The sequence below is a fragment of the Microbacterium sp. MMO-35 genome (genome assembly GCF_037147555.1).
In the GTDB taxonomy this organism is placed as follows: Bacteria; Actinomycetota; Actinomycetes; order Actinomycetales; family Microbacteriaceae; genus Microbacterium.
The window spans coordinates 131,176-146,382 of the sequence record NZ_JBBCVH010000005.1 but is presented as its reverse complement, the minus strand read 5'-3'; the positions used below and the strand labels follow the sequence as shown (position 1 = coordinate 146,382).

General features: G+C 72.0%; 10 protein-coding genes. 5 read left to right on the top strand and 5 right to left on the bottom strand.

What is annotated here, in order from left to right; all coding sequences use genetic code 11:
• Positions 1 to 174: 174 nt before the first annotated feature.
• From deoD to WFJ01_RS12275, 4 genes are all read left to right on the top strand, one after another.
• Entirely contained in the window at positions 175 to 888 is a 714-nt protein-coding gene (gene deoD, locus WFJ01_RS12290; protein WP_336629176.1) for a purine-nucleoside phosphorylase, read from the top strand.
• Positions 889 to 1,108: 220 nt separating this feature from the next.
• Positions 1,109 to 3,637, top strand: coding sequence for a DEAD/DEAH box helicase (locus WFJ01_RS12285; RefSeq protein WP_336629175.1), 2,529 nt, complete (start codon positions 1,109 to 1,111; stop codon positions 3,635 to 3,637).
• A gap of 215 nt (positions 3,638 to 3,852) precedes the next feature.
• The gene (locus WFJ01_RS12280; protein WP_336629287.1) at positions 3,853 to 4,848 is read left to right on the top strand and encodes a M4 family metallopeptidase; all 996 of its coding nucleotides are present in this window, start codon (positions 3,853 to 3,855) and stop codon (positions 4,846 to 4,848) included.
• Complete coding sequence (locus WFJ01_RS12275) at positions 4,829 to 5,176, top strand: protealysin inhibitor emfourin (protein WP_336629174.1); 348 nt, start codon at positions 4,829 to 4,831, stop codon at positions 5,174 to 5,176. Before WFJ01_RS12280 ends, WFJ01_RS12275 begins: the two co-directional genes overlap by 20 nt.
• 139 nt (positions 5,177 to 5,315) lie before the next feature.
• Here WFJ01_RS12275 and WFJ01_RS12270 read toward each other — a convergent pair whose 3' ends face one another.
• The 5 genes from WFJ01_RS12270 to WFJ01_RS12250 form a co-directional block, all read right to left on the bottom strand.
• Entirely contained in the window at positions 5,316 to 5,513 is a 198-nt protein-coding gene (locus WFJ01_RS12270; protein ID WP_292888077.1) for a hypothetical protein, read from the bottom strand.
• A gap of 89 nt (positions 5,514 to 5,602) precedes the next feature.
• Positions 5,603 to 6,658: a DUF998 domain-containing protein gene (locus WFJ01_RS12265; protein ID WP_336629173.1), complete on the bottom strand. Its 1,056-nt coding sequence runs from the start codon at positions 6,656 to 6,658 to the stop codon at positions 5,603 to 5,605.
• 198 nt (positions 6,659 to 6,856) lie between these two features.
• On the bottom strand, positions 6,857 to 7,411 hold the full coding sequence (locus WFJ01_RS12260; protein ID WP_251448153.1) for a hypothetical protein: 555 nt from the start codon (positions 7,409 to 7,411) through the stop codon (positions 6,857 to 6,859).
• A gap of 127 nt (positions 7,412 to 7,538) precedes the next feature.
• Complete coding sequence (locus tag WFJ01_RS12255) at positions 7,539 to 8,516, bottom strand: SRPBCC family protein (protein ID WP_251448151.1); 978 nt, start codon at positions 8,514 to 8,516, stop codon at positions 7,539 to 7,541.
• A 40-nt stretch (positions 8,517 to 8,556) separates the two neighbouring features.
• Positions 8,557 to 8,934 carry an ArsR/SmtB family transcription factor gene (locus tag WFJ01_RS12250; protein WP_336629172.1) on the bottom strand — a complete coding sequence of 126 codons (378 nt, stop codon included), beginning with the start codon at positions 8,932 to 8,934 and terminating at the stop codon, positions 8,557 to 8,559.
• Positions 8,935 to 9,545: 611 nt separating this feature from the next.
• Between WFJ01_RS12250 and WFJ01_RS12245 the strand changes: the two genes are divergently transcribed.
• Positions 9,546 to 15,188 carry an LPXTG cell wall anchor domain-containing protein gene (locus WFJ01_RS12245; RefSeq protein ID WP_336629171.1) on the top strand — a complete coding sequence of 1,881 codons (5,643 nt, stop codon included), beginning with the start codon at positions 9,546 to 9,548 and terminating at the stop codon, positions 15,186 to 15,188.
• The last annotated feature ends 19 nt before the right edge of the window (positions 15,189 to 15,207 follow it).

The following is a 15,207-nucleotide window of genomic DNA, read 5'->3' as shown; positions in this document are numbered from 1 at the left end:
ACCGCCGGATCCGGCGCCCGCCTGCGGAATCCGGCGCCCGCCCACGCAATCCGGCGCCCGTTCCGCAATCCGGCGCCCGTTCCGCAATCCGGCGCCCGTTCCGCAATCCGGCGCCCGCCCGCGCATCCGCGCACGGCCAGGCCCCGGCCGGATCCGTCTCGCTACCCTGATCGCATGAGCACGCACATCGCCGCCGCGCCCGGCCAGATCGCCCCCGTCGTCCTCTTCCCCGGAGACCCGCTGCGGGCGAAGTGGATCGCGGAGACCTTCCTCGACGACGCGGAGTGCTACTCGGAGGTGCGCGGCATGCTCGGCTTCACCGGCACCTGGCAGGGGCATCGCGTCTCCGTGCAGGGATCCGGCATGGGGCAGCCGTCCATGTCGATCTACGCCAACGAGCTGTTCCGCGAGTACGACGTGCAGACGATCGTGCGGGTGGGCTCATGCGGCGCGCTCACCGAGAAGGTCGGCATGCGCGACATCATCATCGCGAACGGCGCGTGCACCGACTCGGGGATCAACCGGATCCGCTTCCACGACCAGGACTACGCCCCCGTCGCCGACTTCTCCCTGCTGCGGCGCGCCGTCGAGGCGAGCGAGCGGGCGGACCTCGACCATGCCGTGCACGTCGGCCTGCTCTTCTCGAGCGACCAGTTCTACAGCACCCGCCCCGAGCTGACCGAGCCCTTCGTCACACACGGCGCCCTCGCCGTGGAGATGGAGACCAGCGCGCTCTACACGCTCGCCGCGTTCTTCGGCCGGCGGGCCCTCAGCATCTGCACGGTGTCGGACCATCTCGTCACGCACGAGGAGACCACGGCCCTGGAGCGAGAGCAGAGCTTCGGCGACATGGTGCGCATCGCGCTGGAGGCCGCAACCGCGGCCTGACCCGGCGTGCGGGTCGCGGGCGCCGACTGCGCGAGCGGTCGCCCCGGCCTACGACCCCGGGGCGGGGCGGAGCATCTCTCCGTATTCAGGCTGGAGGTCACGGAAGCCCGGATTCCGGGACCATTCCGAGGCGGAGCCGATCGTCCAGCCTGAGTTGTGCCGGCCGTGGCCCCCAGACCAGCCGCTCGGCGACTCCGGCGGGTGGGATGATCGATGCATCATGTCTGCGCGCCTCGATCCGTCCGTCGTCCGCCCGGCCGCGGGGGATCCGGATCCTGACGCGGTCTATCTCGCGTTCGTCGAATGGGCCGAGTCCACCGGGATCTCGCTCTACCCCGCGCAGGACGAGGCGGTCATCGAGATCGTCTCGGGGCAGAACCTGATCCTCAGCACCCCGACCGGGACCGGCAAGTCGCTGGTCGCCGTCGCCGCGCACTTCGCCGCCCTCGCCGCCGGGCGCCGCACGTACTACACGGCCCCGATCAAGGCGCTCGTGAGCGAGAAGTTCTTCAGCCTGGTCGAGGTCTTCGGAGGGGAGAACGTCGGCATGGTGACGGGCGACTCCGCCGTCAATGCCGACGCACCGATCGTGTGCTGCACCGCCGAGATCCTGGCGAACCTGGCGCTGCGCGAGGGGCCGGACGCCGAGGTCGGCCAGGTCGTGATGGACGAGTTCCACTTCTACGGCGACCCGGATCGCGGCTGGGCCTGGCAGGTGCCGCTGCTCTCGCTGCCGCAGGCGCAGTTCGTGCTGATGTCGGCCACTCTCGGCGACGTGACCGAGCTCGCCGCGGACCTCACCCGGCGCACCGGCCGGGGCACCGCCGTCGTGACCGGCGTCGAGCGCCCGGTCCCCCTGCACTTCTTCTACGAGACGATGCCGATCCACGAGACGATCGACGACCTGCTGCACACCGACCGCGCCCCGGTCTACATCGTGCACTTCTCGCAGGCGGCGGCCATGGAGCGCGCCCAGGCGCTCGCGAGCGCGAAGGTCGCCACCCGCGAGCAGCGCGACGAGATCGCGGCGCTCATCGGCGGCTTCCGCTTCACCACCTCGTTCGGCAAGACCCTGGCCCGGCTGCTGCGGCTCGGCATCGGCGTGCACCACGCGGGCATGCTGCCGAAGTACCGCCGGCTCGTCGAGCAGCTGGCCCAGCGCGGACTCCTGCGCGTGATCTGCGGCACCGACACGCTCGGCGTCGGCATCAACGTGCCGATCCGCACGGTGCTGCTCACGGCGCTGACGAAGTTCGACGGAACCCGGATGCGCCAGCTCAACGCCCGGGAGTTCCACCAGATCGCGGGCCGTGCCGGCCGCGCCGGCTTCGACACCGCCGGCACGGTCGTCGCCCAGGCTCCCGAGCACGAATCGGAGAACATCGCCGCGATCCGCAAGGCCGGCGATGATCCGAAGAAGAAGCGCAAGATCATCCGCAAGAAGGCGCCGGACGGGTTCGTGTCCTGGGGCGAGTCGTCGTTCCAGAAGCTCATCGCCGCCGAGCCCGAGACGCTCACCTCGCACCTGCAGATCACGAGCGCCATGATGCTCAACGTGATCGGACGCGGCGGCGACGTCTTCGCGAATATGCGCGCACTGGTATACGACAACCACGAGCCGCCGGTGAAGCAGCGGATCCTGGCCCTCCGGGCCATCGGCATCTACCGCACCCTGCGGGAGTCGGGCATCGTCGAGCGCGACCCCGACGGCACGATCCGCCTCACCGTCGACCTGCAGCCGAACTTCGCGCTGAACCAGCCGCTCTCCCCCTTCGCCCTCGCCGCCTTCGAACTGCTGGATCCGGAGGATCCGGCCTTCGCGCTCGACATGCTCTCGATCGTGGAGGCGACGCTCGACGATCCCCGCGCGATCCTCAGCCAGCAGGAGTTCGTCGCGCGCGGCGAGGCCGTGGCGGCGATGAAGCGCGAGGGCATGGAGTACGAGGAGCGCATGGAGGCGCTCGAGGAGATCACCTATCCGAAGCCCCTCGAAGAGCTGCTGTCGGCCGCGTTCGAGACCTTCGGCGCGGCGCAGCCCTGGATCCGCGACTTCGAGCTGCATCCCAAGTCGGTCGTGCGGGACATGTACGAGCGAGCCATGTCGTTCGGGGAATATGTCGCGCTGTACAAGCTCGCCCGCTCCGAGGGCGTCGTCCTGCGCTACCTCTCCGATGCGTACCGGGCCGCCTCGCAGACCATCCCGGAGCACCTGAAGACCGAGGAGCTGCGCGACCTCATCGAATGGCTGGGCGAGCTCGTGCGCCAGGTCGATTCCTCCCTGCTCGACGAATGGGAGGAGCTCGTCTCCGGCCATCCCGTCTCGCACGACGACGAGCCGGTGGTGCCCCCGGCGCCGAAGCGGCTCACGACGAACGTGCGGGCCTTCCGGATCCTCGTGCGCAATGAGCTGTTCCGTCGCGTGCAGCTCGCAGCCCGAGAGGATCTGGACGCCCTGGCGGGGCTCGACCCCGAGTTCGGGACCGCGGGCTGGGATGCGGCGCTGGACGCGTACTTCGCCGAGCACGACGAGATCCGCACCGGCCCCGATGCCCGCAGCGCCGCGCTGCTCATCATCGACGAGACGGGAGGGCCGGGCCACGAGCGTCCGGCCCGCTCCTGGGTCGTGCAGCAGATCCTCGACGACCCCGCGGGCGACCACGACTGGCGGATCTCCGCGACGGTCGATCTCGACGCCTCCGACGAGGCAGGCGAGGCGGTCGTCGTCGTGACCGCCGTGGACCGGCTCTGATCCCGCCCCTTCGGGGGATCCGCGTCCGATGTCCGACGTGCGGCGTATCGTCGAAGACACGGAGCGGAACGGAGGGCGTCATGACGATTCACGAGGGCCGCGGAGGGCCGACCGCACACCAGGGGGCGCACCGGAGGGCCGGGCGGACCAGCCCGCTCCGGCACAGCATCATCCCTTCGTATCTCCTGTCGAGGCTCGCGGAGTCGGAGCGCTACATGCAGGCCGCGGAGGCGGCGCGACAGACGCTGATCGCCGCGCCGCCCGCGGCGCGGCGTTCGCAGCTGCGCTTGTCGATCGACGAGAACGGAACCCTGGTCGCCACCGTCGAGGCGGCGCCGAACCGCACCATCAGCGATGCCCACGGCACCGAGACGCTCCCCGGCACGGTCGTGCGCACCGAGGATGAGCCGACCGTCGCGGATGCCGCCGTCAACCAGGCGTTCGACGGGCTGGGGGCCACGTTCCAGATGCTCCTCGACGCGTTCCAGCGCAACTCGATCGACGGCAAGGGGCTGGCCCTCGACGCGACCGTGCATTACGGATCCGGGTACGACAACGCCTTCTGGAACGGCGAGCGCATGGTGTTCGGCGACGGCGACGGCGAGGTCTTCCGGGGCTTCACCGCCTCGACCACGGTGATCGGGCACGAACTCGGTCACGGCGTCGTCCAGTACACCGCGGGCCTCGAGTATCAGGGGCAGTCCGGCGCGCTGAACGAGTCCATCGCCGACGTGTTCGGAGCCCTCACCGAGCAGCACCTGCTCGACCAGACCGTCGATGAAGCCAGCTGGCTGATCGGCGCGGGCATCTTCACCCCGGCCGTGCACGGCAAGGCGCTGCGGTCGATGCTCCATCCCGGGACGGCGTACGACGACCCCGAGCTGGGCAAGGATCCCCAGCCCGCCGACATGGGCGGCTACGTGACCACCTCCGACGACAACGGCGGGGTGCACATCAACTCGGGCATCCCGAACAGGGCCTTCGCGCTGTTCGCGGTGGAGCTCGGCGGCAAGGCCTGGGAGGCGGCGGGCTCCGTCTGGTACCGCGCGCTGTCCGGCGGACTGCCGGCGTCGGCGACTTTCGCCCAGTTCGCGGTCGCGACGATCGCCGAGGCCGACGCCGTCAGCACAGCCACCGGCGACGCGGCGAGGATGGCCTGGGCATCGGTGGGCGTGATCAAAGCGACGGGCGATGGGCACTCCGCCGGCTGACCCGCCCGTCGGGATCCCGTCCGACACCGACACCGACGACGGCGTCGCGATCCGTGTGGCGCGCAGCGGCGGCATCGCAGGGATGACGCGGCGGTGGAGCGTGCGGCCCGCCGGGGATGCCGAGCACTGGATGCTGCTCGTCGACCGCTGCCCGTGGGACGAGAAGCCGCCGCCGGGCACGGGCGCGGATCGGTTCGTCTGGCGCATCGAGGCGCGCATCCGCCGCGAACGGCATGAGCAGGTGATCCCGGAGGAGCATCTCTCCGGCCCCTGGCGCGACCTCGTCGAGGCGGTCCGCGCCGCCGACGGAGGAACCGCTCCTCAGTGACGAGCGCCCCGCGCGCCGGTCCTTCCCGTCTTCCCCGCCCCGCACCGGCTCTCCCTCGCCGGAGCGACACGGATCAGGGGAGGGAACGACACAGCGGGGAGGATGCGCCCGCGTCGCGGGCCCGCCGTGCGGCTCGCCGTCAGTCCTGGCCGGACTCGTCCGCGGCGACGGCCGGCACGGGGATCGCGATGCTCGTCGCTGAGGTGGACGCACCGAGGCCGATCCCGAGCGGATCCGCCGCGGGCTCGGGGAGGAGATCGTCTTCGCGATCCAGCGGTTCGCCGGGCAGCGCCGCCCACGCGCTCGGCTCCTGCGGCTTCTGCGTGAACATGCCCATGGATCCATTGTGCGCCCGGCACATCGACGAGGCTCGCCCGGGCGGGAAGCCGGATCCGGCACGGAGCCTGCCGCCGGACGCGCTCCGCCTCAGCCTCGCCAGAGCCTCGCCCGAGCCGAGACCCGGGGAAGGTCCGGCACCAGAACGGCGAGTACGCGGACGAAGGTCGTCATCCAGACAAGGCCCAGCCCCACGGCGATCGCCTCGACTCCCGTGGAGGAGTACAGCCCGACCGGCCAGTGCAGCAGCACCGCCGCCGCCAGCAGCACGCCGAGCCCGACGGTCGCGATCACGAGCGCGCGCGGCGGCCCCGGCAGCGCCGCCGTCGAGGTCAGCGCGGCGAGCGCGAACAGCACGAGTGCGCCGACCGCCGCGATCCAGTGCACGACCCTGTTCGCCTCGATCGGCACGAGCCCCACGACGGCGAGGGCGCACCCCGTCGCAGCCCAGAGCGCGACCACGGCGGCGATCCCACGCAGAGCGGCGTCGCCGCGCAGCCGGTGCAGATCGCGTCCGATGTAGGCCCCGACCGTGGCGAAGAGCAGTCCGGCGACCGTGAGCGTGCCGTTGAACGCCCAGCCGCCGGCGCCGAGGCCGAGCTGGGAGAAGTTCCGCTGCCACCACAGCGGATCCCCCGCCGTGCCCATGGCGAACAGGGTGCCGATCGCCAGGAAGCCGAAGAGCAGGGCCGCCAGGTCGCGGGTGCGGATGCCTGCGCCCGCGGTGTACGCGAACCGCCCGCCGATCGCCGCTGCGACACCGGAGATCACGGCGCCCCCGAGCACAGGGGCCGTGAAGCCCTGCAGCCCGGCCCCGAACACGAGCCCGGCGAGCAGCACGCCCAGCGCGGTGACCGCGGCGAACGCGATCGTCAGCGCGATCGCGGAGATGTGCGAGATCGCCGTCTGCCAGCGGGGCATCGCAGAGGTCTCACCGCGACGGTGCTGCAGGGCGCTGGCGACGAACGCCGCCGCGGCGATGGCTGCGGCGATCACCGCGACCGGCGGACTGAGGGATCCGGGTCCGGTCAGCGGACGAGAAGGGCCGGACAGCACCGCGAGCCCGGCGACCGTCCCCGCGGCGAAGCAGAGCGCCGTCGCCCACACCGTGCGCGTCTCGGCGCGCAGTCGCTCCGCAGTGTCCATGCCGTCATGCAATCACGCCCCGCCGACACCGGCGGCGGCATCACGGCGAGAAACCAGATCCTGCAGGAGGCTCACGTGCTGACGTGATGTCTCGGACAGAAGTGGTTTCTCGCGTCGGGGCCGGAGCCCCGAGGCTCGCATCGAGGCCTGCGCCCCGAGGCGCGGGTCAGCGCGTCAGCGCGTCAGCGCGTCAGCGCGTCAGCGCGTCAGGGTGCCGGGTCCGCCGTGCAGCTCGCCGCGCACCGGCCATCGCCCGTTGTGCTGCCGGAACTCGCTGGCGCGCAGCAGCGGAGAGAGGTCGTACAGGTTCGGGCTCAGCCGGAGTCTCGGGCCGGACGCCGCTCGGACGGTGAGCTTCAGCCTCCCGCCGGACGCCTGCACGGAGTAGTCCACGATGTCGGCGTACGCGATCACCGCCTCGCGACCCCACACGGTGCGGAACGCGATCTCATCGGCCCGGGGCTCGACGTAGAAGTTGCGGTACATCACGAGGAAGCACACGCCGGCGAGCACGATCAGCGCCGAGGCGATGCGCATCGGCCACAGCATGCCGTCGGGGTTCGCCGCGGTGAACGAAGCCAGGGCGAGGAGTCCTCCCAGCGCCACGAAGAGCACCCCCACGAAGAGCACCAGCTTCGGCATCCGCTGCCGCACCGGGCCCACGGAGCGCCGTCCGCGCAGCCGCGAGATCGCCGCCGCCACGAGGATGAGGACGGCGAGCACGAGAAGGATCTTCACCACGAACGTGGACATCCCCCGAGCGTATCCGCTCGCGACGCACGGCAGCCGAGCGAGGACGGGCCCGGATCCGAGCCGGAACAGCCCACGTCCGTACGGGGACGGGCCCGGATCTGTCCGGGATCCGGGCCCGTCCCGCGGATCAGACGAGAACGAGGTCCTCCAGGCGGGCGTAGGACGTCTCCATGCCGTCGATCATGCCCGTGGCGAGGATCATGTCGCGGGTCTCGGCATCCGGGTACTCGATGAGCAGGGTGATCAGCGTCGCGCCGTCCTCCTCGTAGAGGGACAGGTCGTTCAGCGTGACCGGCCCTTCGGTGCCCTGCATGCGCTCCGTGGTGACCGCCCGGCGCGGGGCGTCGACCAGCAGCGCCTCGCCCTCGAAACCGAAGGCCTGACCGGCGCCGTCTCCGACGGGGGCCCAGGAGTTGCGGTAGGTCTCGCCAGCCCGGGCGGCGACGACGCACTCCGTCATCTCCCAGCCGTCGGGTCCGAGCAGCCACTGCTTCATGAGCTCGGGGTCGTTGTGCGCGCGCCAGACGAGCTCCTGGGGGCCGTCGACGAGGCGCGTGATCCGCACGTGGGTGTCATCGAGCACCTCGAGCCGGGTGCCCTTGCCCTGGGCGTAGTCGCGCAGGTCCTGCAGCACGGCGTCGAGCTGGCTCATCGCCATCCGGGTGCCCTCGACGGCGCCCATCGCCACGACCTGCTCGAGTGCCTCGACCGAGTCGAAGTACGACACGTTGGTCATCCGCGTGCCCTCCGCAGACGGCGCGAAGCCGAAGGTCATGCGCATGCTCGGGAAGCCGTCGAGCGGTTCGCCGTCGTCGCCGACGAACGAGTCGAGCACCTCGAAGCCGTGCGGGCCGTCGATGGAGAGGAACTCCCAGGATCCGCTCGACTGCTCGCCGCGCGGGCCGTTCATCGTGTACCGGGCACGGCCACCGACGGTCAGGTCGAACGCGGTGAACGTCGCGGGCCAGCCGGGAGGACCCCAGAAGCGCTCCAGCTGACGCGGGTCGGAGTAGGCCTTCCACACGCGCTCGACGGGGGCGGCAAGGTCGGCGATGACGGTCATCGTCAGGTTCTCGGGGTCGGTGATCACATCGGTGACAGGCATGTCACCCTCCTTCTGGGTCGGTCGAAGCTGTCGGTCTCAATCAGGGAGTCGTGGATCCGCGCGATGCGGAGCCCGCGTCGGGGTCGTCCTCGGCGAGCAGGTCGTCGAGACGGGCGATCCGGTGGCGCCAGAGATCCTCATAGCGGGAGAGCAGGGCGCGAGCGCGGGCGATCATCTCGGGATTCGCGCGGACGAGCCGCTCGCGTCCTTCGGCGCGCTTGACGATGAGCTCGGCCGCCTCGAGCACGGCGACGTGCTTCTGCACCGCCGCGAACGACATGTCGTAGTCGCGGGCGAGTTCGGAGACGGACTGCTCTTCGGCGATCGTGCGGCGCAGGATGTCGCGCCGCGTGCTCGCCGCGAGGGCCTGGAACACACGGTCGATCTGTTCATCGCTCAGTTCATTTCGTACAACCATTTGGTTGTAGATTACGACCGCGCGGATCCGATGTCAACAGGTGTCCTTCCCCCGAACGCCCGCGACCCCTTCCCCGCCGCCTCGGAACGAGGTCGGTGCGGGAAGGGGTCGCTGCCGATCCGCTATTGGCCAACCGATCGGCGAGGAACTCTGGAGGGGGTAGCCCCGAGAGTTGCCAGCAATTTACACCCTTTACTTATCCCGGCGAAGGGGCGGAGGGCCCATACCCCACGGGCTCCTCACGCGCCAGAAGAGAGGCGGGAATCGAAACATGCCGTCGGCGGAATGTTCCGATCGGCGCGTCGTTCCGCGGCGCCCTGGGTCCTCTCGCGGCACCGCCCCACTGGTCGCCGACACGGCGACGACAGGCCGCCGCAGGTGGCAAGCGGTTGCTTGTTACCCGATCGTTATCCATCTGGATCCAGATCTCTGGCGTCTGGAATCCTCACAGAATTCAGCACCCCGTCCGACAAATCGACCTATGAAGGGGCTGTACATCGCACCGATATACCGCTAGGAAGTCTCTCAAGGGGGAGCAACGACGCATTGGCCGCGCCGTTGAGCGACTTCCCCTTGTATCCAACGGAGTTCTTCCACGGAGGGGGTAGTTCATGTTTCTGACGAACCACGAGGAGACCGGACGGGGGAGGCCCCCGGGCCGGCGCCGCCGCGGATCGGGTCTCGTCCTGACCGGAACGGCGATCGGCGTCGTCGGCGTCCTGTTCGCGACCAGTGCGGCTTCCGCCGCCGGGCTCGACACGTATCCGAACGACAAGGCCGAGGCGGAAGCCAGCATCCTCGACATGAGCCTCGCGGGGACCGACCTGTTCGGTCTCGCGCAGTCCCACGCCGGCTCGACCCAGAGCCCCGGACCCAACACCGAGGCGTTCAGCGGCGCCATCGGGGGCGCCGAGATCGTGGATTTCGGTTCCGGGTACCAGATCCCGCTGGATCAGTTCATCTCCTTCGGTCAGCTCGGCGCACTGCAGAGCCGCTCGACGGCGACGGACGGACGCAACGCCGAGGGCATCGCCGGGATCGTCGGCGCCGACGGCGGTCTGACGCTGGACGGCACCGACAGCGAGTTCGGCGAGGCGCAGATCAACCTGCTCTCGATCCCCGGGGCCTCCGCCGCAGCGCCGGCCATCGACAAGGCCGATCTGAGCTTCGCGCTCGGCGGCGCCTGGGTGAAGGCCATCGACGGAGTCCTCCAGGACCCCGACGGCGGCGTCACCGGCTACGGTCAGTACCGCGCCGGATCCGCGAAGCTCGTGATCCACTCGCCGATCATCGAGCAGGCGGCCGCCGGGCTCAGCGACGCTGCCGGCACGCTGGAGACCTCCGCGGTCGACACGATCAACCAGGGTCTGAACCTGACCCAGCTGGCATCCCTGGTGCCCGGCACCACGCTGACGACCACGGTGTCGAGCACGGTCAAGCAGGACGTGCTCGATGCGGTCATGCTGTCGCCGATCAAGACCAAGGACGGATACGCGGAGATCGATCTCGGCAAGGGCACGATCACGATCGACCTCGGCCGCCTCGGCAGCAACGACCCGAGCCCGAACCACCCGAACGGGATCATCCCCAACCGTCCGGTCGGCCTGAACAACCAGGCTCCGAACACCGAACTCATCGACAGCGACACCTACCCGTTCATCGCCGGCGACATCCACGAAGCCATCGAGACCGTGCTCTCGGTCGCCTCGGACGCGGCGCTGAACTCGATGAAGGGCATCACCGTGCACGTCGCCGCCACCGTGGCGCCGCCGCTGCTCCCGCCCACCTCGGCCGCGTTCGGCGTCAACCTCGCCGGTCAGGTCGTCGAGCCGTGCACCGGCACGGCCTGCGTCCTGCTCGCGCCGGTCATCTCCGCGGTGCAGCTCGCGATGTCGCCGATCAACCTGATCCTCTCCGACGGCGGGAGCCCGATCTTCGCGGCGTTCACCACCATCAAGACGGATCTGGTGACGGCGCCCATCCGCGCTGCGGTGGAGCCGTTCCTGCAGGCGATCGCCGGGAACCTCTTCTCGGTGCAGCTCAACCATCAGAACATCACGACGTGTCAGGCGCCGGACGGCAGCACCAAGACCACCGGTGTCGAGGTGTCGGCGCTGAGCTTCGGCGTCGGCGGCGGCACGGCGCGCCTGGGCATCGGCAACGCCGGCGCCCGCGTCGACGCGTGCGGTCTGGCCGCGGCTCCGGTCGTGACCGCGTCGTCGCCCACCCCGGCCGGCGCGTGCACCACGCTCACCTCGACGGGCTGGGCGCCGAACACCGCGGTCGCTTTCCAGCTGACCGACGCCTCGGGCGCACCGGTGGGCTCCCCGCTCACCGTCACGACCGACGCCACCGGGGCCGTCCCGGCAGGCACCTGCCTCCCGGTTCCGGCGGGTACGGCGCCGGGCGACTACACCGTCGTCGGCACCGACCCGTCCGGCACCACCGGCACGGGCTCCGTGACGGTGTACGACCCGGCTCTCACCGCACAGTCCCCGGTCGCTCCGGGCGACTGCTCGGCCCTGACCTCGACCGGCTGGATCCCCGGCACCACGGTGACGTTCCAGCTGACCGACGCCTCGGGCGCCTCGGTGGGCTCCCCCGTCACCGCGACGGCCGACACGAACGGCGCGATCCCGGCCGGCACCTGCGTGCCGATCCCGGCGGGCACCGCACCCGGCTCCTACACGGTCACGGGCACCGACCCGACCGGCGCCGAGCGCACCGCCCCGATCACGGTCGGCAGCTCGACCGGCACCCCGACGCTGAGCGCGCAGTCCCCGGTTCCCGCCGGTGGCGAGAGCACGGTGACGGGCGGATCCTGGAACCCGAACACGCCGATCACGCTCCAGCTCACGGATCCGTCCGGCGCGCCGCTCGGCGCCCCGGTGACCGCGACCACGGACGCGAACGGCGACCTGCCGTCCGGGACCACGGTTCCGATCCCGGCCGACGCGGCTCCCGGCGCCTACACGATCGTCGGAACCGATCCGGCATCGGGTGACACGGCCACGGCGGACGCCGCGGTGTACGCGCCGACCCTGACCGCGTCCTCCCCCGTGGAGACCGGCCAGTGCACGACGCTCACCTCGACCGGCTGGGCGCCGAACAGCACGGTGGGCTTCCAGCTCGCCGACGGCTCCGGCACGGCGATCGGATCCCCGCTCTCGGTGACCACGGACGCCACGGGCGCGATCCCGGCCGGCACCTGCCTGTCGGTGCCCGCGGGCACCACCCCGGGTGACGACACCGTCACGGGCACGGACGCGAACGGCGCGACCGTCACCGCCCCGGTGACCGTGGTCGCGGCGACGTCGCCCGTGCTGACGGCGTCCTCCCCGGTCCCGTCGGGCGGCTTCACCACGGTCACCAGCGGAGGCTGGGCGCCGAACACGCCGATCACCTTCCAGCTGACCGATCCGTCCGGAGCTCCGGTCGGAGCCCCGGCGACCGCGACGACCGGCGCCGACGGCACCGTCCCGACCGGAACCGTGCTGATCGTCCCCGCGGGCAGCCCCGCCGGCGAGTACACGGTCACCGGCACGGATCCCTCCGACGCCACCGCCACGGACGCGTTCACCGTCTACCAGCCCGCGATCCAGGCCACGAGCCCGGCGCCCGCCGGTGGCACGACGACGGTCACGAGCACCGGCTGGCTGCCGAACACGCAGGTCGCCCTGCAGCTGACGGACGGCTCGGGCGCCCCGGTGGGCGCACCGACCACGGTCACCACCGACGGGAACGGCGCGATCCCCACGGGGACCGCCCTCGCCATCCCGGCCACGATCGCGGCGGGCGCCGTGCTCACCGTGACCGGAAGCGACGACGGTGGCGCGACGGTGTCGGCGGAGGTGACGGTGTACGCGCCGTCGCTGACGGGCGGCCCTGCCGCTCCGGCCGGCGGCTGCTACCCGGTGTCCGGTGCCGGCTGGCAGCCGAACACCACGGTGACGCTGCAGCTCACGGACGCCGCGGGCGCCCCGCTGGGAGCACCGGTGACGGCGACCACGGACGCCGCGGGCGCCCTGCCCGCCGGCACCTGCGTGCCGATCCCCGCGGGCACCGCCCCGGGTGACGCCACGGTCGTCGGAACGGACGGCAACGGCGCGACGGTCGAGATCCCGGTCTCGATCTACGCACCCGCGCTGTCGGCGACCTCCCCGGTTCCGGCCGGCGGCACGACCGAGGTCACGAGCGACGGCTGGCTGCCGAACTCCGAGGTGACGCTGCAGCTCGAGGACGCCACCGGCGCCCCCGTCGGCGCTCCGGTCTCGGTCGTCACCGGCGCCGACGGCACGATCCCCGCGGGGACCGTGCTGACCACGCCCGCCGGCGCAGCCGCCGGCACCGCCTTCACCGCCGTCGGCACCGATGCGAACGGCGGCACGGCCTCCGCTCCCGTCGTGGTCTACGTCCCGGCGATCTCGGCGACCTCCCCGGTTCCCGCCGGGGGAACGACGACGATCACCGGCACCGGATGGGCGCCCGTCGACACCGTGTCGCTGCAGCTGACGGATCCCTCCGGGGCTCCCGTGGGCGCACCGGCCACGGCGATCACGGGCGCGGACGGCGCTCTTCCGGCCGGCACCTCGGTGCTGATCCCGGCGGGCGCGGCACCCGGCGACTACACGGTGGTCGCCACGGATCCGCGCGGCGGCACCGCCGAGGCCCCGGTCTCGGTGATCGCGGCGACGACGCCGGTCCTGTCGGCGACCGGTCCGGTCCCGGCCGGCACGACGACGACGGTCACCGGCGGTGGCTGGGCGGCCGGCGCGAGCCTGTCGCTGCAGCTGACGGATCCGTCCGGTGCGGCCGTGGGCGCTCCGGTGTCCGCGACCGCGACGCCGGACGGCACCCTGCCGGCCGGAGTCACCATCCCGGTCGCGGCGAACGCGGCGGCCGGCGCGTACAGCGTGGTCGGCACGGACGCCGCCTCGGGCGACACCGCGACCGCCGCGGTCGACGTCTACCGCCCCGAGGTCATGGCGACGAGCCCGGTCCCGGCGGGTGGCGAGTCGGCGATCACCGGTTCGGGCTGGCTGCCGAACACGGCGGTCACGCTGCAGCTCGCCGACGCGGCCGGCGCTCCGATCGGATCCGCGGTGCAGGTCACCGCGGACGCGAACGGCGCACTGCCGGCGGGAGCCGCGCTCGCGGTCCCCTCGGCGACGGTCCCCGGCGCTTACACGGCGACGGGCACGGACGCGAACGGCGCGACGGCATCGGCTTCGGTCGAGGTCACCGCGGCGGTCGCCCCCGGCATCGATGCGACCGGTCCGGTTCCGGCCGGCGGGCGCACGACGGTCACCGGCGGCGGCTGGACGGCGGGTCACTCCGTCGCCCTGCAGCTGACCGACCCGTCGGGCGGCCCCGTGGGCGCACCGGTCACCGCGACGATCGCGGATGACGGCACCCTCCCCGCAGCGACCGTCGTGCCGGTCCCGGCCGATGCCGCCGCGGGGGCGTACACCGTCGTCGCGACCGATGCGGCATCCGAGGACGCCGACACGGCCGAGGTCGCGGTCTACCACCCGACGCTCGCAGCCGGCGGACCGGCCGCGCCGGGCACGCAGACCGCGGTGACGGGCGGCGGCTGGCAGCCGAACACCACCGTGAGCCTGCAGCTGACGGACCCCTCCGGGGCTCCGGTGGGCGCGCCGGTGACGGTCACGACCGACGCGAACGGCGGCATCCCCGCGGGCACGGTTCTGCCGGTCCCGCAGAACGCCGCCCCAGGCGCGTACACGGTGGTCGGCACCGACGCCGCGGGCGCCGCGGTCTCCGCACCGCTCACGGTGTCGGCGGGCACGCAGTCCTGCACGATCGATCCGGTCGTGAAGGTCCAGCCGTCCTCCGTCCGCCCGGGTGACACGATCCAGGTGACCGGTACCGGCTTCGCGGCCGGCACCGCCGCCACGGTGACGATCACCGACGCGTCGGGCTCTGCGCTCGGCCAGTCGGTCATCGTGACCGTCGGCCCCGGCTGCGGCTTCACGTTCACCATGACGGTCGACAAGGGCGCACAGCCCGGCGACTACACGGTGACCGTGAAGGACGACGCCGGCAACACGGGCAGCGGCACGTTCACCGTCGCCCGTGCCGGATCCGGCACCGGTACCGGATCCGGCGCCGGGACCCTCCCGCAGACGGGTGGCGACGCCACCCCGTTCGCGGCGGCGGCCCTGCTCCTGCTGATCGCCGGAACGGCGCTGGTGCTCGTGCGCCGGCGCTCGGCGAGCGCACGCGAGCACTGATCCGGGAAGGATGAGGGGG

Coding starts and splice junctions, on each gene's coding strand:
- WFJ01_RS12250 (WP_336629172.1), bottom strand. CDS start 8,934: ATGGTTGTACGAAATGAACTGAGCGATGAACAGATCGACCGTGTGTTC.
- WFJ01_RS12270 (WP_292888077.1), bottom strand. CDS start 5,513: ATGGGCATGTTCACGCAGAAGCCGCAGGAGCCGAGCGCGTGGGCGGCG.
- deoD (WP_336629176.1), top strand. CDS start 175: ATGAGCACGCACATCGCCGCCGCGCCCGGCCAGATCGCCCCCGTCGTC.
- WFJ01_RS12245 (WP_336629171.1), top strand. CDS start 9,546: ATGTTTCTGACGAACCACGAGGAGACCGGACGGGGGAGGCCCCCGGGC.
- WFJ01_RS12275 (WP_336629174.1), top strand. CDS start 4,829: ATGGGCACTCCGCCGGCTGACCCGCCCGTCGGGATCCCGTCCGACACC.
- WFJ01_RS12255 (WP_251448151.1), bottom strand. CDS start 8,516: ATGCCTGTCACCGATGTGATCACCGACCCCGAGAACCTGACGATGACC.
- WFJ01_RS12280 (WP_336629287.1), top strand. CDS start 3,853: ATGCAGGCCGCGGAGGCGGCGCGACAGACGCTGATCGCCGCGCCGCCC.
- WFJ01_RS12265 (WP_336629173.1), bottom strand. CDS start 6,658: ATGGACACTGCGGAGCGACTGCGCGCCGAGACGCGCACGGTGTGGGCG.
- WFJ01_RS12260 (WP_251448153.1), bottom strand. CDS start 7,411: ATGTCCACGTTCGTGGTGAAGATCCTTCTCGTGCTCGCCGTCCTCATC.
- WFJ01_RS12285 (WP_336629175.1), top strand. CDS start 1,109: ATGTCTGCGCGCCTCGATCCGTCCGTCGTCCGCCCGGCCGCGGGGGAT.